General features: G+C 67.4%; 24 protein-coding genes. 4 read left to right on the forward strand and 20 right to left on the reverse strand.

Annotated elements, in window-relative coordinates; genetic code table 11:
• Positions 1–62: 62 nt before the first annotated feature.
• From KF892_17805 to KF892_17840, 8 genes are all read right to left on the reverse strand, one after another.
• Entirely contained in the window at positions 63–596 is a 534-nt protein-coding gene (locus KF892_17805; GenBank protein ID MBX3626879.1) for a F0F1 ATP synthase subunit delta, read from the reverse strand.
• Positions 597–598: 2 nt separating this feature from the next.
• Positions 599–1,069, reverse strand: a complete 471-nt coding sequence (locus KF892_17810) for a F0F1 ATP synthase subunit B (GenBank protein ID MBX3626880.1) — start codon at positions 1,067–1,069, stop codon at positions 599–601.
• A 68-nt stretch (positions 1,070–1,137) separates the two neighbouring features.
• A complete protein-coding gene (gene atpE / locus KF892_17815) occupies positions 1,138–1,404 on the reverse strand; it encodes a F0F1 ATP synthase subunit C (protein ID MBX3626881.1) in 267 nt (88 codons plus the stop codon).
• Positions 1,405–1,466: 62 nt separating this feature from the next.
• Positions 1,467–2,309, reverse strand: coding sequence for a F0F1 ATP synthase subunit A (atpB, locus tag KF892_17820; GenBank protein MBX3626882.1), 843 nt, complete (start codon positions 2,307–2,309; stop codon positions 1,467–1,469).
• Positions 2,310–2,332: 23 nt separating this feature from the next.
• Entirely contained in the window at positions 2,333–2,791 is a 459-nt protein-coding gene (locus KF892_17825) for an ATP synthase subunit I (protein ID MBX3626883.1), read from the reverse strand.
• 111 nt (positions 2,792–2,902) lie between these two features.
• A complete protein-coding gene (locus KF892_17830) occupies positions 2,903–3,811 on the reverse strand; it encodes an SMP-30/gluconolactonase/LRE family protein (GenBank protein ID MBX3626884.1) in 909 nt (302 codons plus the stop codon).
• Positions 3,808–4,668, reverse strand: coding sequence for an aldose 1-epimerase (locus tag KF892_17835; GenBank protein MBX3626885.1), 861 nt, complete (start codon positions 4,666–4,668; stop codon positions 3,808–3,810). The genes KF892_17830 and KF892_17835 overlap by 4 nt, the downstream gene beginning before the upstream one ends.
• A gap of 6 nt (positions 4,669–4,674) precedes the next feature.
• Positions 4,675–5,196 carry a GNAT family N-acetyltransferase gene (locus tag KF892_17840; protein ID MBX3626886.1) on the reverse strand — a complete coding sequence of 174 codons (522 nt, stop codon included), beginning with the start codon at positions 5,194–5,196 and terminating at the stop codon, positions 4,675–4,677.
• 392 nt (positions 5,197–5,588) lie between these two features.
• Between KF892_17840 and KF892_17845 the strand changes: the two genes are divergently transcribed.
• Both KF892_17845 and KF892_17850 read left to right on the forward strand, forming a co-directional pair.
• Positions 5,589–8,069 (forward strand): SLBB domain-containing protein, encoded by a 2,481-nt coding sequence (locus KF892_17845; protein ID MBX3626887.1) that lies wholly within the window; start codon positions 5,589–5,591, stop codon positions 8,067–8,069.
• A gap of 4 nt (positions 8,070–8,073) precedes the next feature.
• Complete coding sequence (locus KF892_17850; protein ID MBX3626888.1) at positions 8,074–9,324, forward strand: lipopolysaccharide biosynthesis protein; 1,251 nt, start codon at positions 8,074–8,076, stop codon at positions 9,322–9,324.
• 9 nt (positions 9,325–9,333) lie between these two features.
• Here the strand turns inward: KF892_17850 and KF892_17855 are convergent, their stop codons facing one another.
• The 3 genes from KF892_17855 to KF892_17865 are packed head-to-tail and all read right to left on the reverse strand — an operon-like array spanning position 9,334 to position 12,254.
• On the reverse strand, positions 9,334–10,170 hold the full coding sequence (locus KF892_17855; protein ID MBX3626889.1) for a PhzF family phenazine biosynthesis protein: 837 nt from the start codon (positions 10,168–10,170) through the stop codon (positions 9,334–9,336).
• The gene (locus KF892_17860) at positions 10,167–11,336 is read right to left on the reverse strand and encodes a PLP-dependent aminotransferase family protein (GenBank protein ID MBX3626890.1); all 1,170 of its coding nucleotides are present in this window, start codon (positions 11,334–11,336) and stop codon (positions 10,167–10,169) included. The genes KF892_17855 and KF892_17860 overlap by 4 nt, the downstream gene beginning before the upstream one ends.
• 27 nt (positions 11,337–11,363) lie before the next feature.
• Positions 11,364–12,254 (reverse strand): DMT family transporter, encoded by an 891-nt coding sequence (locus tag KF892_17865; protein MBX3626891.1) that lies wholly within the window; start codon positions 12,252–12,254, stop codon positions 11,364–11,366.
• Positions 12,255–12,352: 98 nt separating this feature from the next.
• Here KF892_17865 and KF892_17870 point away from each other — a divergent pair, with 98 nt between their 5' ends.
• Together KF892_17870 and KF892_17875 are read left to right on the forward strand one after the other, a co-directional pair.
• Positions 12,353–13,801, forward strand: coding sequence for a PLP-dependent aminotransferase family protein (locus tag KF892_17870; GenBank protein ID MBX3626892.1), 1,449 nt, complete (start codon positions 12,353–12,355; stop codon positions 13,799–13,801).
• Positions 13,802–13,847: 46 nt separating this feature from the next.
• Positions 13,848–14,603, forward strand: coding sequence for a hypothetical protein (locus KF892_17875; GenBank protein ID MBX3626893.1), 756 nt, complete (start codon positions 13,848–13,850; stop codon positions 14,601–14,603).
• Between the two features lie 18 nt (positions 14,604–14,621).
• On the opposite strand, the gene KF892_17880 is transcribed toward KF892_17875, so the two are convergent.
• From KF892_17880 to KF892_17920, 9 genes are all read right to left on the reverse strand, one after another.
• A complete protein-coding gene (locus tag KF892_17880) occupies positions 14,622–16,499 on the reverse strand; it encodes an ATP-binding cassette domain-containing protein (GenBank protein MBX3626894.1) in 1,878 nt (625 codons plus the stop codon).
• A 52-nt stretch (positions 16,500–16,551) separates the two neighbouring features.
• A complete protein-coding gene (locus KF892_17885) occupies positions 16,552–17,691 on the reverse strand; it encodes an ABC transporter substrate-binding protein (protein ID MBX3626895.1) in 1,140 nt (379 codons plus the stop codon).
• A gap of 116 nt (positions 17,692–17,807) precedes the next feature.
• Positions 17,808–18,749, reverse strand: coding sequence for a glutathione synthase (gene gshB / locus KF892_17890; GenBank protein ID MBX3626896.1), 942 nt, complete (start codon positions 18,747–18,749; stop codon positions 17,808–17,810).
• Between the two features lie 9 nt (positions 18,750–18,758).
• Entirely contained in the window at positions 18,759–19,943 is a 1,185-nt protein-coding gene (locus tag KF892_17895; GenBank protein MBX3626897.1) for a benzoate/H(+) symporter BenE family transporter, read from the reverse strand.
• Positions 19,944–20,032: 89 nt separating this feature from the next.
• On the reverse strand, positions 20,033–21,907 hold the full coding sequence (locus tag KF892_17900; GenBank protein ID MBX3626898.1) for a potassium transporter Kup: 1,875 nt from the start codon (positions 21,905–21,907) through the stop codon (positions 20,033–20,035).
• A 118-nt stretch (positions 21,908–22,025) separates the two neighbouring features.
• Positions 22,026–23,321, reverse strand: coding sequence for a glutamate--cysteine ligase (gene gshA / locus KF892_17905; protein MBX3626899.1), 1,296 nt, complete (start codon positions 23,319–23,321; stop codon positions 22,026–22,028).
• Between the two features lie 172 nt (positions 23,322–23,493).
• Complete coding sequence (amt, locus tag KF892_17910; protein ID MBX3626900.1) at positions 23,494–24,792, reverse strand: ammonium transporter; 1,299 nt, start codon at positions 24,790–24,792, stop codon at positions 23,494–23,496.
• A 233-nt stretch (positions 24,793–25,025) separates the two neighbouring features.
• Entirely contained in the window at positions 25,026–25,364 is a 339-nt protein-coding gene (gene glnK / locus KF892_17915; protein ID MBX3626901.1) for a P-II family nitrogen regulator, read from the reverse strand.
• Between the two features lie 26 nt (positions 25,365–25,390).
• A complete protein-coding gene (locus KF892_17920) occupies positions 25,391–26,152 on the reverse strand; it encodes a TorF family putative porin (GenBank protein MBX3626902.1) in 762 nt (253 codons plus the stop codon).
• Positions 26,153–26,317: the final 165 nt, after the last annotated feature.

The following is a 26,317-nucleotide window of genomic DNA, read 5'->3' on the forward strand; positions in this document are numbered from 1 at the left end:
CGGGCCAATCAGTGGCCTGCAGGGTCAGACGATGTCGAAGCGTTCGCTCTATGAAAGAGACCTCACGCCGTCAACGCCACCTTCATTTGTTCAAGACGTGCCTTGACCGAGGTGTCGAGCACCTCATCGCCGACCACCACCTTGATGCCGCCGATCAGTTCGGGATCGAGCTGCACCGTCGCGTTGAGCTTGCGGCCGAAGCGTTTTTCCAGCGTTGCCACCACGCCCGACAGCTGCGACGCGTCGATCGGGAAGGCGCTGTACACCGTGGCTTCGGACACGCCGGAGCGGGCAGCGGCCAGGGTGTGGAACTGCTTGGCAACTTCGGGCAACGCGGCCAGGCGACCGTTGTCGATGACGGTGCGCAGCAGGTTGCTGACGTGGCTCGACAGCGTGGTCTTGGCGACGCCGGTGATCACGTCGAAGACCTGCTGGGCGGTGACCTTCGGGTTGTCGGCGAAGGAGCGCAGCTGCGCGTCGGCGGCCACGGCGGCCACCGCGTCGAGCTGCTCGACCAGCGGCTTCACGTCGGCGTTGCCGGCAGCCTTGTACAAGGCTTCGGCGTAAGGGCGGGCGATGGTTGCAAGCTCGGCCATGGTCAGAGCTCGGCCTTGAGGCGGTTCAAGAGGTCGGCGTGCACGCCGGCGTTGACTTCCTTGCGCAGGATCGCTTCAGCGCCCTTTACGGCCAGCGCAGCCACCTGCTCGCGCAGGGCTTCACGGGCCTTGATCGATTCCTGCTGGGCTTCGGCCTTGGCAGCAGCGACGATCTTGGCGCCTTCTTCGGCAGCGCGGGTCTTGGCTTCTTCGACCATCGACTGGGCCAGGCGCTCGGCATCGGCCAGGCGCTGCGCCGAGTCGTTGCGGGCGGCCGACAGCTGCTCTTCGACGCGCTTGTTGGCGGCGGAGAGTTCGCTCTTGGCCTTGTCGGCAGCCGACAGGCCGTCGGCGATCTTCTGCGCACGCTCGTCGAGTGCCTTCACGATCGGTGGCCAGATGAACTTCATCGTGAACCACACGAGGATCAGGAACACGATCAGCTGCGCGATCAGCGTAGCGTTGATGCTCACGGTGTTGCCTCTACAGAATTGGACAGATCAAAAGTACGGCGACGTTCGGGCGGGGCCCGAGACGCACATTACTTCGGCAGGTTGGCGATCTGGGCCAGGAACGGGTTGGCAGTGGCGAACCAGAGGGCGATACCGGTACCGATGATGAACGCGGCGTCGATCAGGCCGGCCAGCAGGAACATCTTGGTCTGCAGTTCGTTCATCAGCTCGGGCTGGCGGGCGGCCGACTCGAGGTACTTGCTGCCCATGATGCCGATGCCGATACAAGCACCAACGGCACCCAGACCGATGATCAGGCCAGCGGCGAGGGCAACAAAGCTAATGACTTCCATGATGACTCCTTAGGGTTTTAGGAAAGAAAGGGGGAACGAAAACGAAGGGACAGAAACTGCGGTGATCAGTGCGCGTCGTGCGCCTGGCCGATGTAGACCAGCGTGAGCATCATGAACACGAAGGCCTGCAGGGTGATGATCAGGATGTGGAAGATGGTCCACACCGTGCCGGCCACGATGTGGCCGAGGAAGAGGGCGATGCCGGTGGCGTTGAGCGCGAAGGCGCCGCCCATCAGCGCGATCAGCATGAAGATCAGTTCGCCAGCGTACATGTTGCCGAACAACCGCATGCCGTGCGACACGGTCTTCGCGACGAACTCGATGATCTGCATCGCGAAGTTGAAGGGGTAGAGGAACCACTTGTCACCGAACGGTGCAGCGAAGAGTTCGTGGATCCAGCCGCCCAGGCCCTTGATCTTGACGTTGTAGATCAGGCAGACGATCAGCACGCCGACCGACAGGCCCATGGTGATCGACAGGTCGGCGGTGGGCACGACGCGCAGGTAGGGCAGGCCGATGGTCTTGTCGTTGATCCAGGGGAGGATGTCGACCGGCAGCATGTCCATGAAATTCATCAGGAAGATCCAGACGAACACGGTCAGCGCCAGCGGTGCGACGAGCTTGCGGCTCTGGGCGTTGTGCACGATGCCCTTGGCCTGGCTGTCGACCATTTCGACGAGGATTTCAACCGCAGCCTGGAAGCGACCGGGGCGGCCCGAGGTGGCCTTGCGTGCAGCCAACCAGAGCAGCCAGCAACCAATCACCCCCAGCACGATGCTGAAGAAGATGGAGTCGAGGTTGATGACCGAGAAGTCGACCGGGCCGGTCTGGTGGTGGTTCTGCAGGTGATGCAGGTGGTGGCTGATGTATTCACCCGCGGACGGGGCGTGTTCGCCTGCGCTTGCCATTGGTCAGTCCTGAATCTGGTCCATCAAGACCGGCGCCACGCGAGCGCCAGCCAGTTCACCTTCATGCACACCACCATCGTGATCAGCAACGCTGGCCAGCTCAGTTGGGGCACCACTCTGGCCGCGATCACCAACATGGCGATCGCCGCCGCAATCTTCAGCATTTCCCAGAACATGAACCCCACGGCCGCAGCCACCGGGCTCTTTGTTCCCCTGGTCATTCCACGGGCCAGCAAGGCCCCCGGAAGCACCACGGCCAACGCGCCGTAGAGCGCCGACCAAGCTGCCGAGCTGCGTTGTGTGACCGCCCAGACCACAGCGGTGCACAGCAAACCGACCAGCGCCTGAACGCAAAGTACGCGCCATGGCGAGACCATGGGGAGCTTCGACTTCAGGGCTTTGGCTTCTTCGGCGGTCAGCGTCTTGAAGGACGGCTGATCTGCCTCATCTGGCCACGAGTCACGGCCCACAGGGTTGGTCATGGCTCGGGTTACAGGCGGCTGCAGCAAAGCCTCGGGATTATACGTGGTAACCCGGGCGGTTCCAGAGCCGCCTGGAGGCGTTACTTATTGGCGCCCGGTTGTCGCGCGATTTCAGCCGAAGGCGTTGGCCGGGAGGCCCGGCGTGTCGACGCGCAGACTGAGGATGCGACCCGCCAGGGGCTGGGCGGCCAGTTCCGCCTCCGGCCGTTTCTCGCGTGACGTGGTGATGTAGAGCGTCTTGAGGTCGGGGCCGCCGAAGCAGGGCATCGTGGCGCAGCGCACGGGCAGACGGATCTCGCGCAGCACGACACCTTGCGGCGACAACTTCAAGAGACGCTGGCCTTCGAACATCGCGCACCAGTAAGCGCCTTCGGTATCGACAGCGGCGCCGTCGGGCCGGCCGCCGTAGGTGCCGAGGTCCTGGTCCGGCTGCTTCACTGGGAACTGGGCGAGGATGCGCCGGGCGCCAGGTTGGCCGGTGGCGGCATCGAAGTCCTGTGCGTAGATGGTGTGGGCCTTGGTGTCGCTGTAATAGAGCGTGCGGCCGTCGGGGCTCCAGCCCAGGCCGTTGCCGACGGTGATGTCGCTGGCCATGCGGCGCAGGCCGTGTTGCCCGTCGTAGCAGTAGAGGGCTGCGAGGGCCGCGTCTCGGGGCTCGTAGATCGTGCCGGTCCAGAAGCGGCCTTGCGGATCGCACTTGCCGTCGTTGAAGCGCTCGCGGCTGCTGTCGTAGGGCGCGGCGACCAAGGCATGCTGCCGACCGGTCTCGGGGTCGAACTGCCAGAGGCCATCGCGCCGCGCCAGCAGCAGGCCGCCTTCGCGCATCGGTGCGAGGCTGCCCACTTCGGTGTCGACCGGCCACGTCTTGTGGCGGCCGCTGCGGGGGTCGTGGCAGTGCAGGGCCTTGCCGGGGATGTCGGTCCAGTAGAGCTGCCGCTCGGTTGGGTGCCAGAGCGGAGATTCGCCGAGCAGCGAGGCGGGCGCATCGAGTGCGGTGATGTCGGAAGAGGTGTCGGTCACAGGGCTGTCACGTCGAGGGTCATCCAGGCGTCGGTGGTGTCGCCGGGGGGCAAGGCCACCAGACCGTGCTGCAAGGGGCCGGGCATCTGGATGGCATTGTTCACGTGGCTCACGGGCTCGACGCAAAAGTAGTCTTTGTCTTGCGGCGTGTAGACCACCAGGTGCCGAAGCGACGAGCACAGCTCGAGCGAGAACTGCTCGTCGTGCAGCAGCGCCCGCCCTGACCAACCGTCGAAGCAATGGTCGAGGCGCAGTTGGGCGATGGGGTCGTCGATGCGGTCTTGCGCCACCGGACGCGTCGGCAGTTGCGCGTCGTCGACCTCCCAGCGCCGAGTCACCCGCGTGTGCAGATGGCTGCGTGCCCGCTTCGGGAAATACGGGTGCCAGCCGAGCCCCGCCGGCTGGGCTTGCGGCGAGGTGTTGGTCATCGCCAGCCGCACCGAGAGTCGTGCCGGGGTGAGCGTGAAGTGCTGTTCGGCGGCAAACGCAAAGGGCCAATGCGCATCGGGTCGATGCTCATATCGCAACACCAGCCCGGCCGGCTCGAACGACACCACCTGCCAGGCGCGCAACCACGCCACGCCGTGCAGCGAATGCGGGCTGTCGCCGAAGTTGGGTGCGGTGGTGTGATCGAGCCCTTGCCATTGGAAGCGGCGGTGCCCGACGCGGTTGGAATAGGGCACCAGCGGGAAGCTTCCGGACGGTCGTGAGGCGTGCAAGGTCTGCGGCTCGGCCGACAGCAGCACGGGTGTGTCGCGGTGCCAGAGGCCGGCGATGCAGCTGCCCAGGTCGGGCCTCACCGCGAGGCGCATGTCGCCGGCGCGCAGTTCGCAGCCGGCCTGGAGGGCATCACTCATCTGGATCTATCGCCGCGACACCTTGAACTCGGCGGCGTGGTCCAGCCTGGCGCGCAGGTAGTGGGCGCCAGGGATGGGGTTGTAGTAGTAGGGGGGCACTTCCTCGAAGCCCAGCGTGGCGTACAGCTCGCGCGCCGACTCCATGTCGTCGAGCGTGTCGAGCAGCATGTTGGAGTAGCCGGCGCGGCGTGCGTCGTCGAGCAGTTGCATGACCAGCAACCGGCCGAGGCCGAAGCGGCGAAAGGCGGGTCGCACGTAGAGGCGCTTCATCTCGCAGGCATTCGGGTAATCGGCGTCGTGCAGGGGCCGCAGGGCGCCACAGCCCGCGACATCGCCATCGACCAGGGCCAGCAGCAATTGCCCCGAGGGCGGCGCGTAGTCGCCGGGCAGGTGGGCCAACTCGGTCTCGAAGCCCTGGAAGCAGAGGTCGACGTCAAGGCTCGCCGCGTACTCGCGAAAGATCGCGCGGGTGTCGGCGATCAACTCGGCAGTGTCCGGCGTGATGAGCTGGATGGTCGGGGCGTCCATGCGCAGTTGTCAGCAGCCCGGGCCCGACAGGATGCGTAACGCGAGCAGACCCCGCGGCCAATGGAGCCGCCGGATGGGCAGTTCCCAAGGGTGGATGCGGTGGAGAGCGGGCGGCATGGCGGGCTGGCGGACGCGGGAGCTGAAAGATACCTTGTTGGGGGCCGGGTGGCGAGCGGCCGGCGCGATGCCCCGATGGAACGCCTGGTCCTTGCGGTAGGGACCTTTGCCCAATCTCTGCCAGCGCGCCGCGTGCGGGTCTTTTCATAGGGGCTTGCAGGGGGCAGGCGCCGAAAGTCCTTCCGCTACCATTGCCCGCTGCCGTTTCGGCGGCTTCCACTGCAGTTGGAGAGGCAGCGCGTGCTCGCGTTGCCCCAGCCACGAGCTCGCTTCGCATGACACCGTTCAGGTTTGCTCCTCTCCCCCAGGTATTTCGCGCTCTGCCCGTCGTGCTTGCTTTATTTGCGGTGGAGGGTCACGCGGCCGATGAATCCGGCAGCGGCACGTTCAACACACCTGGCTATTCGTCGGCGCCCGCAGCGGGCGCCTCTGCGCCCGACAGTGTTCGCTCTCAGCAGGCGCTCCCGGGTGTGGGCCAGCGCCAACTTGGGCGGAGTGCATCTGCCGAAGCGCTCGCCGGTCCAGGGAAGGGGCGCGATGCCGTGCAGCGCCGGGATGAGCCCGCACAACGACGGATCGAGTTGCCGCCGCCGCGGCTGAGCGAATTTGAGCGTTTTGTCGAAACGGCCACCGGCCGCCAGCTGCCGGTTTTTGGGGCCAGCTTCTTTGTCGATGCCGCCAACCGGCCTGTCGCCGCTGACAGCGTGCCAGTGTCGAGCGATTACACCGTGGGACCCGGCGACGAGGTGCTGATCCGCGCCTGGGGTGCGATCGATGTCGACTACCGCGCGGTCGTTGATCGCAACGGCCAAGTGAACCTTCCGAAGGTTGGCAGCCTCACCGTGGCGGGCGTCAAGGCCTCCGACCTCGAGCGCCACCTGCGTGCGCAGATCGGCCGGCTGTACACCAACTTCAACCTGAGCGTGTCGCTTGGGCAGCTGCTTGGGGTGAAGGTCTTCGTGGTGGGGCCGGCACGGTTGCCGGGCGTCTACACCGTGTCGAGCCAGGGCACCGTGCTGTCGGCCGTGGTGGCGGCCGGTGGCCCCGGGCCGAACGGGTCGATGCGCAAGGTGCTGCTGCGGCGCAATGGCGCCGTGGTCTCCGAACTCGACATCTACGACTTCCTTGTTAATGGTGACAAATCCAAGGATGTGCAGCTGATTGCGGGTGACGTGGTCGTTTTCCAGCCGGCGGGGCCTCGTGTCGCGCTGAGTGGTGCGCTCGACACCCCAGGGATTTATGAACTCAAGTCGGCGCAGGAGCCGATGCGCGACGTCCTGCGCTATGCGGGGGGCACCCCGGTGCTGACCAACCCCAACAAGGTGCTGGTCGAGCGCATCGAGCCGGCGCGCATGCCGGCGGCCCGCTATATCGAGGAATTCAAGCTTGACGAAGCCGGGCTGCAGCGTCCTTTGCGCGATGGCGACGTGCTGACGCTGCTGCCGATCTCGCCGCAGTTTGCCAACGCGGTGACGCTCAAGGGCGCCGTGGCGCAGCCGCTGCGTTATGCGCACAAGCCGGGCATGCGGATCCGCGATCTGATTCCGGACAAGGACGCGCTGGTGACGCCCGACTTCCATCGGCGCAAAAACCTCCTGGTGCAGTCGCCAGAGGTCGGGGAGCCGGTCGAGATCGATGCCGACCCGGCAAGAGACGCTCCGGGCACGAGCGCGAACGCCCAGGGGAGCCTCGATCGGACGGGGCGCAGCGCCGCCGAGCGCGCGCGCCGCGTCGAAGACCGCAACGTCGCCGAGCGTGCCAAGAAGGCGCCCGCCGCCCTCTTTGAGGAACTGAACTGGGACTACGCCGTCATCGAGCGATTGAATCCCGATCTCAGCACCCAGGTGATTCCCTTCAACCTCGGCAAGGCCGTCCTGCAGGGCGACCCTGCGAGCAACGTCGAGCTGCTGGCGGGCGACGTCGTGACCGTCTACAGCCAGAAGGACATCCGCGTGCCGGTCGCCAAGCAGACCCGGCTGGTGTCTGTGGAAGGTGAAGTGGGTGCGCCCGGCGTGTACCAGCTGCTGCCCGGCGAGACCTTGCCGCAGCTGATTGCGAGGGCGGGTGGTTTTACCCGGCAAGCGTATGTCTATGGCTTGGAATTCACGCGCGAGGACACGCGGCGCCGGCAGAAGGAGAACCTCACCGAAGCCATCTCGCGCCTTGAAACCCTGGCGGCGACGCAGGGCGCGCGTGATGCTGCTAACCGGCGTGATGAAACCGGCGACCGCAGCGCGTCCGTCAACGCCGCCGCCACCCAAGCCCAGATGGCCAGACTGCGCCGTGTCGAACCCAATGGCCGCATCGCGCTGGAACTGCGGCCGGATGACGCTGCGATCGGCACCTTGCCCGAAGTCCCCCTGGAGCACGCCGACCGCATCTCCGTGCCTGCTAAGCCGGGCTTCATCACCGTCGCAGGCGCTGTGGTCAACAACAACGCGCTGCTGTGGAAGCCGGGTCGCACCGTGGGGGACTACCTGAACCAGGCCGGGCTGGACGAGGCGGCCGAGCGGTCCAACATGTTCGTGCTGCGGGCCGACGGCACGGTGCTGCATGCCGGCGACCGGCGCGGCTTCCTCGGCTTCGGGGGCATCGAGTCGCAGTCCATCCAACCGGGCGACGCGATCGTCGTGCCTTCTCAACTCGACTTCGAAACCTGGGGCCGGGCCTTGGTGCGCAACCTGAAGGACTTCAGCCAGATCTTCTACCAGTTCGGCTTGGGCGCCGCCGCGATACAGACCTTGCGCAAGAACTGATCTCATGAACCAACTGGATTCCCACGTGCTGCAGCAGGAAGAAGACGTCGACGAGGGACCCGCCGTCAGCCTGCTGGACTTGCTGACATGGCTGGGCGAAGGCAAACGCCTGATCGGCTCCGTGACCGGGGTGGCGGTCGTGCTTGCGCTGGTGTTCGCCTTCGTCCGGGACCCGGTCTTCACCGCCCGCACCACGCTCCTGCCGCCGTCAGCGCAGCAGCCGAGCGCCTCGGGAGCTGCGTTGGCCGCGCTGGGGTCCCTGGGCGGGCTGGCCGGAGGCATCGCGGCCAAAACGCCGGACGAGCTCTACGTGAATCTGCTGAAGAGCGACACCGTGCAGCGCGCGCTGGCCACCCGGTTCGACTTGTACAAGCGCTACAAGGTCGACACCTACGAGGTCATGCGCACCACCATGCCGCGGTATGTGCGTGTCACTTCCGACAAGAAGTCAGGCGTCATCACGCTGGAGGTCGACGACCGGGACCCGAAGTTCGCCGCCGACCTCGCCAATGCGTATTCCGCGGAGCTGAGCAAGCTCCTCAGCCGGCTGGCGGTGTCCGAAGCCCAGCAGCGCCGGGTCTTCTTCGACCAGCAGCTGAAGGACACCAAGGAAAACCTGGTCAAGGCCGAGCAGGCCTTGCGCACGGTGCAAGAGAAGTCCGGAATGATCGTGCTCGACCAGCAGGCCGAAGCCATCATCAAGGCGGTGGCCGAACTCAAGACCAAGATCATCGAGCGCGAAGTGCGCCTGAAGGTGATGCGCACCAGCACCACCGCGCAGAACCCCGACGTGCAGCTGCTGACGTCCGAGCTGAGCGCCTTGCGCGGCGAGCTGGCGCGCATGGAGTCCTCGGTGCCGCCGACGGCCAAGGCCGCGTCGGGCGCCAGCGGCGGCATCGACATCCCGATCGGCAAGCTGCCGGCCGCGGCGATCGACTACGTGCGTGCCGCGCGCGAGGTGAAGTTCCAGGAAACCATGCTCGCCAGCATGCTGCGCCAGTACGAAGTGGCCAAGCTCGACGAAGCCAAGGAAGGGCCGGCATTGCAGCAGGTCGACGTGGCCCAGCCGCCGGACCGCAAGTCCAAGCCCTCGCGGGCGCTCATCGTGCTGGGGGCGGCACTGGCCGCGTTGCTGCTGTCGAGCTTCTTCGTCATCCTGCGCCGCTACCGCGCCCTGGTGCGCGAACAGGACCCCGAGGCCGCCCAGGCCTGGGAGCGCATGGCCGCCGCCTGGCGGTTGCGTCGCAAGGCCTGAGCTGCTGCCTCAAAGCGTCAGCTCGCCCCGCACGCAGCTGACGCTCTGCCCGCCCACCCACAAGGTGCGGCCATCGTGTTCGATCTGCACACGGCCGGCGCGGCCCAGCCGCTGGCCTTGTGACGCGAGGTAGCGCTTCGGCGCATCGCCGCGTTCGATCAGCCATTGCGCCACGCCGGCGTTCAGGCTGCCGGTGACCGGGTCTTCCGGCACGCCGATCACGGCGGCGAACGCGCGCAGCTCGAACTGGCACGCACTGCCGGCCGGATACGGCCCGACGAGGCCCACTTCGGCGAGGTCTTTCAACGCGCCGTGGTCCGGCTCGACGGTGAGCACCGTCTCGGCGCTGTCGAGCAGCAGCGTCAGCCAGCGCGGGCCGTTCTGCAGCCACTGCGCTGCGCGCACCCGTTCGCGCGCCAGGCCGAGCGCGGCCAACACCTTGTCGAGCGTCGCCTCGTCGACCGCTTCCATCTTCAACGCCGGTGCCGCGAAGGCGGCGCCGCTCTCGTTCTGCCGGATGCGCACCAGCCCCACGCCACACTGTTGCACCACCATGCCGCGCACGCGCGGCGTGCCACCGGCCTGCAGCCACGCATGGCAACTGCCGAGCGTCGGGTGGCCGGCAAAGGGCAGCTCTTCGTTGGGCGTGAAGATGCGCACCCGGTAGTCGGCGGCCGGGTCGGTGGGCTGCAGCAGGAAGGTCGTCTCCGACAGGTTGGTCCAGTGGGCGAAGGACTGCATCTGCGCATCGCTCAGCGCATCGGCGCCGTGCACCACGGCGAGCGGGTTGCCCTTGAGCGGCTGGTCAGTGAAGACGTCGACCTGCGTGAACGTGAAGGTGCTCATCGGGTGTGCGTTTCCAGGGCTTGGGCCAGCAGGCGGATGCCGCGGTCGATCTGCTCTGGCGGCACGGTGACGAACGACAGGCGCAGCGTGTTCGCGCGTGCGTTGTCGGCGAAGAACGCGGCACCCGGCACATAAGCCATGCCGAGGGCCACCGCGTGGGGCAGCAGCGCGGTCGCGTCGACGCCCTCGGGCAGCTCGACCCAGAAGAACATGCCACCCTGCGGCGTGTTCCAGCGGCAGCTCGCGGGCAGATGCGCCTTGAGCGACGCGGCCATCGCATCGCGCTGAGCCTTGTAGCGCGCACGGATCGTCGGCACGTGCTGGTGCAGGAAACCACCGCGTATCACCTCGTGCACCACCCGCTGATTGAAGCCCGGGGTGTGCAGGTCGGCGGCCTGCTTGGCCTGCAGCAGCTTCGGGAAGAGCGGCTTCGGCGCGATCACGTAGCCCAGGCGCAGGCCGGGGGCCAGCACCTTGGAGAACGAGCCGAGGTACACCGTGCCCTCGGCCCAGCGCGAGGCGAGCGGCGCGGGCGGTGCGCCGTCGAACCAGAGGTCGCCGTAGGGGTTGTCTTCCACCACCGGCAAGCCCAGGGCACGCGCGGCGTCCATCAGCGCGTCGCGCCGCGTGGCACCGATGCAGCGGCCGCTCGGGTTCTGGAAGTTCGGCAGGGCGTAGAGGAAGCGTGCGCCGCGCGCAGCGGCGAGCCCGCCCGGCAGTGGCCCGTCGTCATCGCAGGCCACGGCCACGTAGTCGGGCTCGCAGGGGTTGAACGCCTGCAGCGCGCCGAGGTAGGTGGGCGACTCGACGGCGACCGTCGAGCCGGGGTCGATCAACACCTTGCCGACGAGGTCGAGCCCCTGCTGCGAGCCGGTGGTGATGAGCACCTGCGCCGGGTCGACCTGCAGGCCCTGCTCGGCCATCTCGATCGCCACCCACTCACGCAAGGGCGCGAAGCCTTCGCTGGCGGCGTACTGCAGCGCTTCGCGCGGGTGGTCGCGCAGCACGCGGGTGGTGGCCTCGCGCATCGCCTCGATGGGGAAGGTGTCGGGCGAGGGCAGCCCGCCGGCGAGCGAGATGATGCCGGGCTGTTCGGTGACCTTGAGGATTTCGCGGATCACCGAAGGGTTCATGCGCTCGGCACGGCGGGCGAGCGTCCAGGGCAGGGAGTGGGTCATGGTGTCGAGGCCCGTTCAACGGGCGGCAGCGGGCAGGTTCACCGGCATTCTCTTGCCGACGAAGACGGTCGCGATCACCGCGAGCGAAAAGAGAAGGGTCATCGCGTCCAGCCGCTCCCCGAGCACCGGCACGGCAAACAGCAGCGAGAGGAAGGGCTGCACCAGTTGCACCTGGCTGACCCGCACCGTGCCGCCCAGCGCGAGCCCGCGGTACCAGGCGAAGAAGCCAATCCACATCGAGAAGAGCGTGACGTAGGCGAAGCCGCCCCAGGCCGACATGCTGGCCGGCTGTGTCGGCCAGGTGTGCCACGCGAGGGGCCAGGTGAGCGGCATGCTCAGCACCAGCACCCAGCAGATCACGTGCTCGGCCGGCCATTCCTTCGCCAGCTGCGCGCCGCTCACGTAGCCCACGGCGGCGCTGAGCACCGCGAGCATCAGCAGCCCGTCGGCCAGGCCGAGCTGCCCGCCCGCCAGCAGCGCAAACGCCACGACCAGCCCGAAGCCCAGCCCCGCGCAAGCCCAGAAGCCGCTGGAAGGGCGCTGCCGCAGCGCCACCGAGGCGACCACCGCCGTGCCCAGCGGCAGCAGGCCCGTGACGACCGCAGCGTGCATCGCATCCACCTCGCGCAGCGCGAGGCCGAGAAAGAGCGGGAAGCCGATCACCGTGCCGGCCGCGCTCACCGCGAGTGCCGGCAGGTGGCGCGTCTGCGGCCGGGGCGCGCGGGTGAGCAGCAGGTAGGCGAGGCTCAGCACCCCGGCCAGCGCGGCACGCCCGGCGGTGACGAAGAGCGGCGGCAGCTGCGGGTCGTCGGCCGGCCCGACGGCCAGCCGCGTCATCGGCGTGGTCATCGCGAAGAGCGTCACGCCGGCCAGGCCCAGCCACATGCCTTTGGTTTGTGGGTTCATTCGGCCAGTCTAGGGTTGTGACCAGCACAGAGCCGATACACTTCACCGGCACATTTCAGCTGCTGTATCGGCTGTGTTCCCAACACAGCTGCCCCACCATGTCGCCGCTCCAGCCCCTGTCGCGCCAGTCTGATGCCACGCTCACCGAGCAGCTGTCGAACCGTTTTGCCGAGCACATCCGCCAGCGGCTGATGGCCCCGGGCGCGCGCCTGCCCTCGGTGCGCGAATGCGCGCGCCGGCATGGTGTCAGCCCCTACACCGTGGTGGCGGCCTACGACCAGTTGCTGGCGTTGGGCCTCGTCGAGGCGCGCAAGCAGCGGGGTTTCTTCGTGCGCGACCACCAGCGCCGTGACGCGGAGCGGCCCACGCCCGAGGCTCCCAGCCCCGCCCCGCGCCTGGCCGCGCCCGTCAGCGCCACCATGCTCGTGCGCAGCATGTTCCAGCCGCCCGGCAGCCAGCCCATGCCTGGGCTCGGCACGCTGCCCATCGAATGGCTGGACCTGCCGATGCTCAGCGCCGCGCTGCGCCGCGTGAGCGCGCCGGCCCAGCTCGGGCCGCTGTCGCTGCAATACGGCGAGCCGGCGGGTGACCTGCGCCTGCGCCGCGCGCTGTCGATGCGGCTCGAAGACTTCGCCGTCAAGGCCCGCCCCGAGCAGATCGTCACCACCATCGGCGCCACGCAGGCGCTCGACATCGTCACCCGCAGCCTGCTGCGCGCGGGCGACACGGTGCTGGTCGACGAGCCCGGCTGGTCGGTCGAATACGCGCGGCTCACCGCGCTCGGCCTGCGCATCCTGCCGGTGCCGCGCGGCGAAGACGGGCCCGACCTGGCCGTGATGCAGCGCCTCATCGAGGCCCAGAAGCCGCAGGACCGGCCGCGCCTGTACATCACCGTCTCGGTGCTGCACAACCCGACCGGCGCGTCGCTCTCGCTCGGCACCGCGCACCGCCTGCTGCGGCTGGCGCAGACCTTCGACTTCCATATCGTGGAAGACGACACCTACGCCCACCTCGCGCCGGCGCACCTGCCGCGCCTGTCGGCGCTCGACGGGCTGGAGCGCACGATCTACATCTCGGGCTTCTCGAAGATCCTCGTGCCCAACTGGCGCGTGGGCTACCTCGCCGCGCCGCCAGCGCTCGTCGACCGATTCATCGACACCAAACTCCTCACCAGCCTCACCAGCCCCGGCGTCACCGAGCAGGCGCTGGCGCATTGCCTGGAGCAGGGCCTGCTGCGCCGCCATGCCGAGCGGGTGGCCCAGCGGCTCGACGCGGCGCGGGGCCGCTCGGTCAAGCTGGCCGAGGCGGCCGGCTGCCGTTTTGCCAGCCCGCCGAGGGGTCTTTTCGGCTGGGTCGACGTGGGGGTGGACACTGAGCGCCTGTCGCAGGCGATGGTCGACCAGGGCTGGCTGCTCGCCCCCGGGGCCCTGTTCCATGCCACCCCCCGGCCCACCACGCTGATGCGCATCAATTTCGCGACCACGCAAGACGCCCGTTTCTGGCGGGCGCTGGAGCGCACACGCGACGGCCTGCGCGGCACGCCCTGATTGCGGCGCTGCGGGGGCGTCGCCTACAGTCATACCGTTCATGAGCTTGTTCGAACCCACCATTCCCTTTGGCGAACCCGAGTTGATGCGGGTGAGCGACTTCCAGCGCTACCTGCATGAGCCGGGGGGGCCGCGTGCGCGCGTCGTCACCGAGCTGACGCCCGGGCAGCCGAGCTTGAGCCAGTCGCTCCTCGCCGACCTGATGCGCTTCGAGCACTCGGGGCAAGCCTCCGAGGTGCTGGAAGTGCTGGCCGCCTGCGTGCGCCATGCGCAGCACGTGGTCGTTCATTTGCAGATGGGTGAGTCGGTGGTGCCGCTCACCGTCTTCGCGGTCGACCGCCTGGTGCATTGCCCGGTGTCGATCGACGCGCTGCTGCTGCAGCGGCCCACCGAGCTGCGGGTGCTGCACGTGGAGCCGGCCGTGCTGCGCCCGCCCGGCGATGCCGAGGCCTCGCTGGTCGGCGAAGGGCATCACTACCACCCCCTGCGCCCGCTGTTGTGGGAGCTGGCCTTGCGTGGCGCCCGTGCGGCCCTGCTGCCCGAGATCGCCGGCCAGGTGGCCTACCGCGTGGCGCCCGGCGTCGACCTTTCGGGCCTGCGCGTGGCGGGCGCCTTGCCGGGGGCGATCCAGAAGCTGCAGGGCGACCGCTACACCCTGCGCGAGATGGCCGAGTGGCCGGGCTTCGACACCGAGCGGGCTTCTCGCCTGCTCAACGCGCTCTACCTGCAGTCGGGCCTGATCGTCAGCCGCACGCGGCCGACGGGCTTCGGCGAATCGTTCTTCGGCGCGTTGGGGCGGTAAGGCCCCCGGTCGCGAGCGCTACTTCGAGCCCAGCAGTTCCCAGCGCTCCAGCGCTTCCATCAGCTCGGTCTCGATCTGCGAGAAGCGCGCCTGCGTCTGCGCCAGCACCTGCGGGTCGCCGCTGTAGATGGCGGTGCCGCTGAGCTGCTCGCCGAGCTGCTTCTGCTCCGTCTCCAGCGCTTCGATGCGCGCCGGCAGGCCGTCGAGTTCGCGCTGCTCCTTGTAGCTGAGCTTGGCCTTCTTCGGTGCTGGCGGGGTGGGCGCGGCGATGGGTGAGGGCGCTGCCGGCTTGGCCGCCTTGTCATCACGCAGCGCGCGGGCGCGGCCCTGCTGCAGCTTCCAGTCTTCGTAGCCGCCCTCGTACTCGCGCCAGAGACCCGGCGACTCGTCGCCTTCCCAGGCGATGGTGCTCGTGACCACGTTGTCGAGGAAACGCCGGTCGTGGCTCACGAGGAACACCGTGCCGTTGCACGACTGCAGCAGCTCTTCAAGCAGCTCCAGCGTGTCGATGTCGAGGTCGTTGGTCGGTTCGTCCAGCACCAGCACGTTGGCCGGCAGCGCGAAGAGGCGCGCCAGCAAGAGGCGGTTGCGCTCGCCACCCGAGAGCGTGCGCACCGGCGAGTTGGCGCGCTCGGGTGAGAAGAGAAAGTCGGTGAGGTAGCTCATCACATGCTTGCGCTGGCCGTTCACCTCTACCCATTCGCTGCCGGGGCTGATGGTGTCGGCGAGCGTCGCATCGAGCTTCAGCGTGCTGCGCATCTGGTCGAAGTAGGCGACCTCGATGCGCGAGCCCTGGCGCACCGTGCCGCTGTCGGGTTTCAGCTCGCCGAGGATGAGTTTCAGCAGCGTGGTCTTGCCGGCACCGTTGGGGCCGATGAGGCCGACCTTGTCACCGCGCAGGATGGTGGCGCTGAAGCCCTTGACGATGACCTTCTCGCCGAAGCGCACCGACACGTCTTTCAGCTCCGCCACGATCTTGCCGCTCGGCACGCCCGAGTCGACCTCGAGCTTCACCTGGCCCAGCGAATCGCGCCGCTTCTGGCGTTGGTCGCGCAGCACCTTGAGCCGCTCGATGCGCGCCACGCTGCGGGTGCGGCGCGCTTCCACGCCCTTGCGGATCCACACCTCTTCCTGCGCCAGCAGCTTGTCGGCGCGGGCATTGGCCAGCGCCTCGGCCGCGAGCTGCTCTTCCTTCGTGCGCTCGTAGGCGCTGAAGTTGCCGGGGTAGCTGCGGATCGTGCCGCGGTCGAGCTCGAGGATGCGCGTGGCCACGTTGTCGAGGAAGGCGCGGTCGTGGGTGATCAGCATCACGCTGCCCTTGAAGCCGTTGAGCAGCTCTTCCAGCCAGGCGATGGAGTCGAGGTCGAGGTGGTTGGTGGGCTCGTCGAGCAGCAGCACGTCGGGCACGGCCACGAGCGCCTGCGCGAGCGCCACGCGCTTCTTCATGCCGCCCGAGAGCTCGCCGACGACGCGGCTGCCGTCGAGGTGCAGCTGCGCGAGCGTGGTGTCCACGCGCTGCTCCCAGTTCCACGCGTCGAGTGCTTCGATGCGCGTCTGCAGCGCGTCGAGGTCGGTGCCTTCGGCGTGCTCCTCGTACTGCTGGCGCACACGCTTGGCTTCGGCCACGCCTTCGCTCACCGTGTCGAACACGCTGGCCTGTGCGTCGAACACCGGCTCCTGCGGCACGTAGCAGATGCGCAGGCCCTGCGTCATCTGCAAGAGGCCGTCGTCGGGCTTCTCCAGCCCCGCGATGATCTTGAGCAGCGAGGACTTGCCCGCGCCGTTGCGGCCGATCAGGCCGAGGCGTTCGCCGGCTTCGAGCGAGAACGCGGCCTTGTCGAGCAGGGCGACATGGCCAAAAGCGAGGTCGGCGTTGGAGAGGGAGAGGACGGCCATGATCTGCGGGGCAAAACCCGCATTGTCGCCCCCACCCGAAAGGCCCGGCCGTTCAGGAGATGTAGCGCCCGCCCGGGCCGATGACGGTCAGCTCCACCAGCTTGGAGCCGTGGTGGTTTTGCGGGCCGTAGCTGAGCTTGTAGCCGCCGATGTCCATCGTGCCGGCACGTTCCATCGTGCTCACCAGGCTCTGCGGTGTGACCGACTTGCCGGCGCGGCGCAGGCCTTCGAGCAGCGCGCGCAGGTTGATGTAGCCGAAGAAATGGTCGTAGTCGATGGGAATCTTGGCGCGCTCCATCGCCGCACCGTAGTCGCGGATCACCGGCAGTGTGGGCCGCAGCGCATTCGGCAGCAGGCGGGTGAAGGCGAGGCCGCGGGCTTCGTCGCCCAGCGCTTCGATCGAGTTGCGGCTGTTGGCGATCGTCGGCCCGTAGATGGGCACGCCGATGTAGGCGCGCGCGGCCTTCACCGTGGGCACGAACATCGGCCCGAAGGCCATGATGATGAGCCCGTCGGGCTTGGCCTCGCCAAGGAGGCGGCAGGCGTTGACGGCATTCGAGCCGGTGAGGTCGATGGCCTGGGTCGCGACCACGGTGGCGTCGTGGGCCTTGGCCACTTCTTCGACCATCGGCGCCATTTCCTTGCCGAAGGCGTTGTTGAGCACCGCCACTGCGATGCGCTTGCGCTGGCCCGACACGAGGTTCTGCACCATCTTGCCGACCTCGTCTCGGTAGCTCGCCATCGTGGTGAAGAAGTACGGGTGCTGAGGCGTGCGCAGCGAAGGCGCGCCGGTGTAGACGCTGATCAGCGGCACCTTCTTCTCGGCCAACACCGGCAGCACTGCGGTCACGTTGGCCGTGCTCGCGAGGCCGTAGAGCGCGACCACTTTTTCCTTGTCGATCAGCGTGTTCACGTTCTCGACGCAGCGCTTGGGGTCGAAGGCGTCGTCGAGCGTGATGAGCCGCACCTTGCGGCCGGCGACGCCACCTTTGCGTTCGTTGAATTCTTCGAGCGCCAGCTCCTGGCCCTTGAGCACCCGCACCAGCTGCGCCGCGGCCGGGCCGGTGAGGTGCGCGCTCTGGCCGATCAGGATCGCGTCGTTCGGGGCGGCGTGGATGGCAGGCAGCGCGAGGCTGGCGGAACCGGCGGCAATGCTTTGCAGGCATGCGCGGCGTGAGATCGAAAGGCTCATGGATGCTCTCCCTGGCCGCGTGGCGGCCCTCCTGTTGATGCCGATGCGGGCGCAGTATGGGAGCGCGTGCGGCAGCCCCGGGTCGGGACTAGCCCCAGGCCGGGCGTGCTTTTTTGCTAGGCGTGGCGCTCGAGCGCATTTATGAACGCGCGTGCTACGTCGAAGCCGGTCTGCTGTGTGATCTCTTGAAAACCGGTCGGGCTGGTCACGTTGATCTCGGTGACGCAATCGCCGATGACATCGAGCCCCACGAGCAGCAGCCCACGCGCGGCGAGGATGGGCCCGATGGTGGACGCGATCTCGCGGTCGCGTGCCGAGAGCGGCTGGGCCACGCCCTTGCCACCGACCGCCATGTTGCCGCGGATCTCGCTGCCCTGCGGGATGCGCGCCAGCGCATGCGGGATGGGCTCGCCGTCGATGATGAGGATGCGCTTGTCTCCGAGTGCGATCTCGGGCAGGTAGCGCTGCACCATCACCGTTTGCGCGCCGTGCTTGTTGAGCGTCTCGATGATGCTGCCGAGGTTGAGCCCATCGGGGCCGACACGGAAGATGCCCATGCCACCCATGCCGTCGAGCGGCTTCAGGATGATGTCTTGGTGCTCGGCGTGGAAGGCGCGGATCTCGGCCGCATGGCGCGTGACGAGCGTGGGCCCGATGAACTGCGGGAACTCGAGGATCGCGAGCTTCTCGGGGTGGTCGCGCAGCGCGGCGGGTTTGTTGAAGACTTTCGCGCCTTCGCGTTCGGCCTGCCCGAGCAAATGCGTGGCGTAGAAGTATTCACTGTCGAAGGGCGGGTCGCTGCGCATCAGCACTGCGCCCATCTCGGCAAGCGTGACGCCGGTGCGGGCCTCGGGCTCGAACCAATCATGAGGGTCCGCCTTCAAGGTGAAGCGGCGCGCCTGCGCGCTCACCTGGCCGCCTCGTTGCCACACCAGGTCTTTCGCTTCGCAGGCCCACAGCTCGTGGCCGCGTGAAGCGGCTTCGCGCATCATCGCGAAGGTCGAGTCCTTGTAGGTCTTGAAGCTCTCCAGCGGGTCGGCCACGAACAACAGCTTCATGGGGGCATCTCAGGCAGTGAGTCGGGGCCGCCACTGTTGCACAAAAAGCGCGAGCGCGCCGGCGACCACGCCCCAGAAGGCCGAGCCGATGCCCCACAGCGAGAGGCCGCTCAGCGTGACGAGGAAGGTGATGAGCGCCGCCTCGCGGTGGGTGTCTTCCTTCATGGCGACGGTCAGGCCCCCGCCGATGCTGCCGAGCAAGGCGAGGCCGGCGATGGCGGCGACCAGCTCCTTCGGAAAGGCGAGCAGCACCCCGGCGACCGCTGCACCGAACAAGCCCACGACGATGTAGAACACACCCGCGGTGGCCGCGGCCGCATAGCGGCGCTCGGGGTCTTCGTGCGCTTCGCGGCCCATGCAGATCGCTGCGGTGATCGCGGCGAGGTTGATCGCGAAGGCGCCGAAGGGCGCGAGCACGAGTGTCGCGGCACCCGTCATCGTGATCAGGCGCGAGATCGGCATGGTGTAGCCGGCCGCGCGGATGGCCGCCACCCCCGGCAGGTTCTGCGAGGCCATCGTCACGACGAAGAGCGGGAGTGCCAAGCTCGCCATCGCCTGCCAGTGGAAGGCCGGTGCGGTGAACACCGGCATCGTGAGGCCGAAGGGGATGCCGCCGGGATGCAGCTGCCCGTGCCACGCTGCCCACAGCGTGCCGACTGCGAGCACCACTGGCACCGCGTAACGCGGCCACCAACGCCGGCCGACGAGGTAGGCCAGCAGCATCGTCATCACCAGGCCAAACGCCGACTTCGCCGCGATGAACGCATCGAGCCCGAAGCGCGCCAGCACGCCGGCCAGCAGCGCGCTGGCGATCGGCATCGGGATGCGGCCCATCAGGCGCTCGAACCAGCCGGTGGCACCGAAGAGCACGATCAACGCCGCCGAGACCATGAAGGCCCCGATCGCCTCGGGCATCGTGAAGCCACCGGCTGCGCCTGCGGTCGCGAGCACCGCCGCGCCGGGCGTGGACCACGCCACCATCACCGGCTTGCGCAGCCACAGCGACGGCACCAGGGTGCACACGCCCATGCCGATGCCGAGCGCCCACATCCACGAGCTGATCTGTGCGGCGTCGGCCCCGAGCGAACGGGCGGCCTGGAAGACGATGGCCACCGAGCTGGTGTAGCCGACCAGCACGGCGATGAAGCCGGCGGCGAGGGTGGAGAGCGAGCTGTCGCGCAGCAGGGAGCGCATCGCTCGCTAGCGGGAATGTCCGGCGCCGGGCCGCCCCAAGCCGGACGGCGCCCCTTGGGGGCAGGAGCGAAGCGACTGGGGGGCTGTCATCAAATCTCGACTTTCGAGCCGAGCTCCACCACGCGGTTCGTCGGCAAGCTCAGGTATTCCGAAGCGCCACTGGCGTTGTGGTGCATGCTCGCAAAGAGCTTCTCGCGCCACATGGTCATGCCTTGGCCCATCGTGGGGATCACGATGTCGCGCGACAGGAAGTACGAGGTCTCCATGTCGTCGAGCTGCACGCCGCGGTGGCGCAAGAGGGCCAGCGCTTCCGGCACGTCGGGGTCGTTCTTGAAGCCGAAGTTGAGCGTGACCTGCCAGCAGTCGCGTCCCAGCGGTTCGATCTCGCAGCGCTTGTCGAAGCCGATCCACGGGATCTCGTGGTGCTTCACCGTGACGAAGAGGTTGGTCTCGTGCAGCACCTTGTTGTGCTTGAGGTTGTGCAAGAGCGCGTTGGGCGTGACGCCGGCCTCGGGCACGAGGAACACCGCCGTGCCCTGCACCCGCGTGGGCGGGCTCACGAACACCGCTTCGAGGAAGCTCTTCAGGTCGATCGCATCGTCGCGCAGGCGGTCGCGCATCAGCGCGCGGCCCTGCTTCCAGGTCATCATCAGGGTGAACATCGCCGCGCCGATCAATACCGGGAACCAGCCGCCATCGAAGATCTTGATGACGTTGGCCGAGAAGAACATCAGGTCGACGACGAAGAAGAAGCCGGTGGCCGCCACGCAGAGTGCCCAGGGGTACTTCCAGCCGTAGCGGATGACGAAGAAGGTCATCACCGTCGTGATCAGCATGTCGATCGTCACTGCGATGCCGTAGGCGGCGGCCAGCTTGCTGCTGCTGCCGAACAGCACCACCGCCAGCACGATGGCCACGTAGAGGCTCCAGTTGATGAAGGGCACGTAGACCTGGCCCGTCTCCTTCACCGAGGTGTGCAGGATGCGCAGGCGCGGCAGGTAACCGAGCTGGATGGCCTGCTTGGTGACGGAGAAGGCCGCGGTGATGAGCGCCTGCGAGGCGATCACCGTGGCCGCGGTGGCCAAGGCGATCAGCGGGTACAGCGCCCACTGCGGCGCCATCTCGTAGAAGGGGTTCTTCACGTTCTCCGGGTGCGCGAGCAGCATCGCGCCCTGGCCGAAGTAGTTGAGCACCAGCGCCGGCATGACGAACCCGAACCAGGCCAGGCGGATCGGTTTCTTGCCGAAGTGGCCCATGTCGGCATAGAGCGCTTCGGCGCCGGTCACGCACAGCACCACCGAGCCGAGGGCGATGAAGGCGACGCCGGGGTGTTCGGCGAAGAAGCGCAAGGCGTAGTGCGGGCTGAGCGCGGCGAGCACCGCGGGGTTCTTCACCACGTGCACGATGCCCAGCAGCGCGAGCGCAATGAACCACAGCAGCGTGATGGGGCCGAAGAGCTTGCCGACGCTCGCCGTGCCGTGCCGCTGCACGATGAAGAGCGCGGTCAGCACCACCAGCGTCACCGGCACCACGTAGCGGTGCAGGCCGGGGGCGGCGACCTCCAGGCCCTCGACCGCCGACAGCACCGAGATGGCCGGTGTGATCACGCCGTCGCCGAAGAAGATGGCGGTGCCGAAGATGCCGATGACCATCAGCACCTGGTGCAGACGGCGGCGATCTTTCACCGCCTGCGAGGCCAACGCGAGCATCGCGATGAGCCCGCCTTCGCCGTTGTTGTCGGCGCGCAGGATGAGGCCCACGTACTTGAACGAGACGATCACCGTCAGCGACCAGAACATCAGCGACAGCACGCCGAAGATGTTGTCCGCACTCAGCGGCACGTGGCCATGTGCGAAGACTTCCTTGAACGCGTAGAGCGGACTGGTGCCGATGTCGCCGTAGACGACGCCGAGGGCGCCCAAGGTGAGGGCGGCCAGGCTGGAAGAGGGGCGCTGCGAATTCACGGTCGACCGGGCCCGGAGCGGCCCGGCAGAGTCCAAAGGGGGACTATTGTGCTCTGCGCTCCCAGGGGTTCACGCCCGGCGACGCGGCGGGGCGTGAACGATGTTGCAATGCAGCAACCTACTCGTAGACCTCGGCGTCGGGGTCGGTGGCTTCCAGTTCATACGACGCGGCCAGCATCGCCAAGCGGGCGATCACGCCATACATGTAGAAGCGGTTGGGCGCGCTCGCCCCCGGCTTCACCCCCGGCTTCGGCAGCTGGTTCGACTCGGCAAACGCCAGCGGCACGAAGCTCGCGCCCGGGGAGTTGAGGTTCTCGTCGATGCCGCGCTCGGCGTTGACCCGGTAGAAGCCGCCGACCACGTAGCGGTCGATCATGTAGACCACCGGTTCGGCCACGGCGTCGTGCACCCGCTCGTAGGTGGGCACGCCTTCCTGCAGGATGACCTCGCTCACCTCCTGGCCGTCCTTGATGACGCTCATCTTGTTGCGCGTCTTGCGGTTGAGGTCGGCCAGGTCCTTCGGGTCGCGCACGGTCATGATGCCCATGCCGTAGGTGCCGGCGTCGGCCTTCACGATGATGAAGGGCTTCTCCTGGATGCCGTATTCCTTGTACTTGCGGCGCACCTTGGCGAGCAACGCTTCGGCGTTGCTCATCAGGCACTCCTGCCCGGTGCCGTCGCTGAAGTTGACCTCGCCGCACTTGGCGAACATCGGGTTGATGAGCCAAGGGTCCATGCCGAGCAGCTTGGCGAACTTCTTCGCCACCTCCTCATAGGCCTGGAAGTGGTTGGTCTTGCGGCGCACAGCCCAGCCGGCGTGCAGCGGCGGCAAAAGGTACTGCTCGTGCAGACCTTCCAGCACTTTGGGGATGCCGGCCGACAGGTCGTTGTTGAGCAGGATGGTGCAGGGGTCGAAGTCCTTCAGGCCCAGGCGGCCGCGGGTGCGGATCAGCGGCTCGAGCATCAGGGAACTGCCGTCGGGCAGGTCGAGCTGGGTGGGCGACTTGATGGTCTCGTCGAGCGTGCCCAGGCGCACGTTAAGGCCGGCCTGGTGAAAGATCTGCTTCAGGCGGGCGACGTTCGACAGGTAGAAGGTGTTGCGCGTGTGGCGCTCGGGGATCAGCAGCAGGTTCTTCGCCTCGGGGCAGATCTTCTCGATGGCCGCCATCGCGGCCTGCACGGCCAAGGGCAGCATCTCCTGCGTGAGGTTGTTGAAGCCGCCGGGGAAGAGGTTGGTGTCGACCGGCGCCAGCTTGAAACCCGCGTTGCGCACGTCGACCGAGGTGTAGAACGGGGGCGTGTGTTCCATCCACTCCAGCCGGAACCAGCGTTCGATGGCGGGCAGCGATTCGAGGATGCGCTGCTCCAGTTCGTTGATCGGGCCGGTGAGTGCGGTGATGAGGTGCGGAACCATGGGTGAGGGCCCGAAAGACAGGGTGGAGGAGGAGGAATTCTAGGAGTTGGGGTCGCATTGGCGCAGTGCAAGCGGCAAGCCGCGGTCCGCTGCTTTCGGTTCTGCAAAAGAAAAGGCCACCTTGCGGTGGCCTTTCCGGTTGACGGCAAGCGGGCGCTTGCTTGTCTGCGGCTTACTGGTGGTAAGCGGTTTCGCCGTGCGACGTGATGTCCAGGCCTTCGCGTTCCTCTTCTTCCGGCACCCGCAGACCGATCACCAGGTCGACGATCTTGAAGGCGACCACCGAGACCACACCCGACCAGACGACGGTCAGCAGCACGGCCTTCAGCTGGATCCAGACCTGGGCACCGATGCCGTTGGACGTGACCGAGGCCGTGACCCAGTCGCCCACGAGGCCGGGGCCACCGAGGGCTTGCGTGTTGAACACGCCGGTCAGCAGCGCGCCGACGATGCCGCCCACACCGTGCACGCCGAACACGTCGAGCGAGTCGTCCGCGCCGAGCATCTTCTTCAGGCCGTTCACGCCCCAGAGGCAGGCGAAGCCGGCGACGAAGCCGATCACGATCGCGCCCATCAGGCCGACGTTGCCGGCGGCCGGGGTGATGGCGACCAGACCGGCGACTGCACCCGAGGCAGCACCCAGCATCGAGGCCTTGCCGCGCATCAGCGCTTCACCGATCGACCAGGCGAGCACCGCCGCGGCCGTGGCCGAGAAGGTGTTCATGAAGGCCAGCACGGCGCTGTTGCCCGCTTCCAGAGCCGAGCCGGCGTTGAAGCCGAACCAGCCCACCCACAGCAGCGAGGCACCGACCATCGTCAGCGTCAGCGAGTGCGGGGTGAAGGCTTCCTTGCCGTAGCCCACGCGCTTGCCCACCATGAAGGCGCCCACGAGACCGGCGACGGCCGCGTTGATGTGCACCACGGTGCCGCCCGCGAAGTCGAGCGCGCCCCATTGCCAGATCAGGCCGGCCTTGGCGTTCATCGCGTCAACCACTTCCTTGCTGGCGTAGGCGTCCGGGCCCATCCAGAACCAGACCATGTGGGCGATCGGCGCATAGCTGAACGTGAACCAGAGGACCATGAACAGCAGCACGGCGCTGAACTTGATGCGCTCGGCGAAGGCACCGACGATCAGGCAGCAGGTGATGCCGGCGAAGGTGGCCTGGAAGGCGGCGAACAGCAGCTCGGGGATGTAGACACCCTTGCTGAAGGTCGCACCCATTGCGAAGGCGCCGGTGGCGGGGTCGAACAGGCCTTTCATGAACAGCCGGTCGAAGCCACCGATGTAGGAGTTGCCTTCGGTGAACGCCAGGCTGTAGCCGTAGATGCACCACAGCACGACGATCAGCGAGAAGGTGACGAGCACCTGCATCAGCACCGACAGCATGTTCTTGCTGCGCACCAGGCCGCCGTAGAAGAGGGCGAGACCGGGCACCGTCATCATGATGACGAGGAGCGTGGCGACGATCATCCAGGCGACGTCGCCCTTGTTGGCGACGGGGGTCGCGGCAGCGGCGGGAGCCGAGGCCGCTTCAGCGGCCGAAGCCGCAGCGGGTGCAGCGACGGCTGCCACCGAGGCAGCGGCCTCAGGGGCCGAGGCCGCCTGGGCCAGCACGGCCCCGCTGAAGCCGAGGACCGCGAGGCCCAGGGCGAGGGTTGCAATGAGTTTCTTCATGATGGGTTGTCTCTCGTTCGTCTTGTGCGTCAGAGGGCGTCCTTGCCGGTCTCGCCGGTGCGGATGCGCACCACCTGCTCGAGCGGCGAAACGAAGATCTTGCCGTCGCCGATCTTGCCGGTGCGGGCGGCGTTCTCGATGGCTTCGATCACGCGGTCGATGAGCGCGTCGTCGACGGCCGCTTCGATCTTCACCTTGGGCAGAAAGTCGACCACGTACTCCGCGCCGCGGTACAGCTCGGTGTGGCCTTTCTGACGGCCGAAGCCCTTGACTTCGGTCACCGTGATGCCTTGCACGCCGATGGCGCTGAGGGCTTCACGCACTTCGTCAAGCTTGAAGGGCTTGACGATGGCAGTCACCATCTTCATGGTTCTCTCCAGTGGTTATGGGTGGGTTAGAAGGTGCGCTTGATGCCGAACACCACGGTGTCCTTGCCGAGGTTGGCGCCGGACGGGTCGTAGTAGGCATTGCCGTTGGGGTTGCCGGTGATGGTCTTGGTGTTGGTGCCGACGTAGGTGAGGCTCACCACGGTGCCCGAGATGTCCTTGCTCAGGCTGAGCGAGTAGTCGGTGTACGACAGCGACTTGTAGTTCTTGATCTTCTGATAGCCCACGTGCGGGGTCAGCATGACGCCTTCCGGCAGTTCGAAGGTCGCGCTCAGGTCCAGGTAGCCGCTGCCCTTGCTGTCGCGGTTGCCGAAGAGGTTGCTGGTCGAGTGCGAGTACTTGAGGGTCGCCGGGCCGAAGGTGACGGCGCCGTACAGCTCGGTGGTGTTGGGGTCGTCATAGGCGGCGTCCCAGGCGGCGGTCTTGGCGCTCGGGTAGACGTACTGCAGCACGCCGAAGTCGAGGGTCAGGCCCTTGGCCACTTCGCTCTTCCAGCCGGCGTACACGTCGACTTCGACGGTCGAGTCGCCACCCGAGTCACGGATCCACTTGATGGTCGAACCCCAGGTGCCGATGTAGAAGCCGGCCGGCAGCGCGAGGTCGGCGCCGAATTGCAGGGCGGGTTCGAAGCGGGTTTGCGAGATGCCGCGGTAGCGGTAGTCGGTCACCGCGCCAAGGTTGAAAGAGAGCGGACTGGCTTCTTCGGCAAAGCTGATGGCAGGAAGAGCCGAGGCGACGACGGCCAGGGCCAGCAACGACTTTTTGAGCATGTAGTGTTCTCCGCGATCGGGTGGTGTGAAGGGTGCGGCAACACGGTTTGCAGCTTTTGTGCCAACGTCGTTTTGGGGCGCATCGCCCCAAAACAGGATAGGTGCCCGGCTTTTCTCTCCACTTTGGTGCTTTGGTGAGGTGATTGGGCCCATTTGGCACGCTGG

The organism is Rhizobacter sp., from assembly GCA_019635355.1.
Classification (GTDB): Bacteria; Pseudomonadota; Gammaproteobacteria; order Burkholderiales; family Burkholderiaceae_C; genus Rhizobacter.

Bases quoted from the DNA above. Each gene is read 5' to 3' on its own strand.
- KF892_17805 (MBX3626879.1), bottom strand. From the start codon at position 596: ATGGCCGAGCTTGCAACCATCGCCCGCCCTTACGCCGAAGCCTTGTAC.
- atpB (MBX3626882.1), bottom strand. From the start codon at position 2,309: ATGGCAAGCGCAGGCGAACACGCCCCGTCCGCGGGTGAATACATCAGC.
- KF892_17825 (MBX3626883.1), bottom strand. From the start codon at position 2,791: ATGACCAACCCTGTGGGCCGTGACTCGTGGCCAGATGAGGCAGATCAG.
- KF892_17835 (MBX3626885.1), bottom strand. From the start codon at position 4,668: ATGAGTGATGCCCTCCAGGCCGGCTGCGAACTGCGCGCCGGCGACATG.
- KF892_17840 (MBX3626886.1), bottom strand. From the start codon at position 5,196: ATGGACGCCCCGACCATCCAGCTCATCACGCCGGACACTGCCGAGTTG.
- KF892_17845 (MBX3626887.1), top strand. From the start codon at position 5,589: ATGACACCGTTCAGGTTTGCTCCTCTCCCCCAGGTATTTCGCGCTCTG.
- KF892_17850 (MBX3626888.1), top strand. From the start codon at position 8,074: ATGAACCAACTGGATTCCCACGTGCTGCAGCAGGAAGAAGACGTCGAC.
- KF892_17855 (MBX3626889.1), bottom strand. From the start codon at position 10,170: ATGAGCACCTTCACGTTCACGCAGGTCGACGTCTTCACTGACCAGCCG.
- KF892_17865 (MBX3626891.1), bottom strand. From the start codon at position 12,254: ATGAACCCACAAACCAAAGGCATGTGGCTGGGCCTGGCCGGCGTGACG.
- KF892_17870 (MBX3626892.1), top strand. From the start codon at position 12,353: ATGTCGCCGCTCCAGCCCCTGTCGCGCCAGTCTGATGCCACGCTCACC.
- KF892_17880 (MBX3626894.1), bottom strand. From the start codon at position 16,499: ATGGCCGTCCTCTCCCTCTCCAACGCCGACCTCGCTTTTGGCCATGTC.
- KF892_17885 (MBX3626895.1), bottom strand. From the start codon at position 17,691: ATGAGCCTTTCGATCTCACGCCGCGCATGCCTGCAAAGCATTGCCGCC.
- gshB (MBX3626896.1), bottom strand. From the start codon at position 18,749: ATGAAGCTGTTGTTCGTGGCCGACCCGCTGGAGAGCTTCAAGACCTAC.
- KF892_17895 (MBX3626897.1), bottom strand. From the start codon at position 19,943: ATGCGCTCCCTGCTGCGCGACAGCTCGCTCTCCACCCTCGCCGCCGGC.
- gshA (MBX3626899.1), bottom strand. From the start codon at position 23,321: ATGGTTCCGCACCTCATCACCGCACTCACCGGCCCGATCAACGAACTG.
- amt (MBX3626900.1), bottom strand. From the start codon at position 24,792: ATGATCGTCGCCACGCTCCTCGTCATCATGATGACGGTGCCCGGTCTC.
- glnK (MBX3626901.1), bottom strand. From the start codon at position 25,364: ATGAAGATGGTGACTGCCATCGTCAAGCCCTTCAAGCTTGACGAAGTG.
- KF892_17920 (MBX3626902.1), bottom strand. From the start codon at position 26,152: ATGCTCAAAAAGTCGTTGCTGGCCCTGGCCGTCGTCGCCTCGGCTCTT.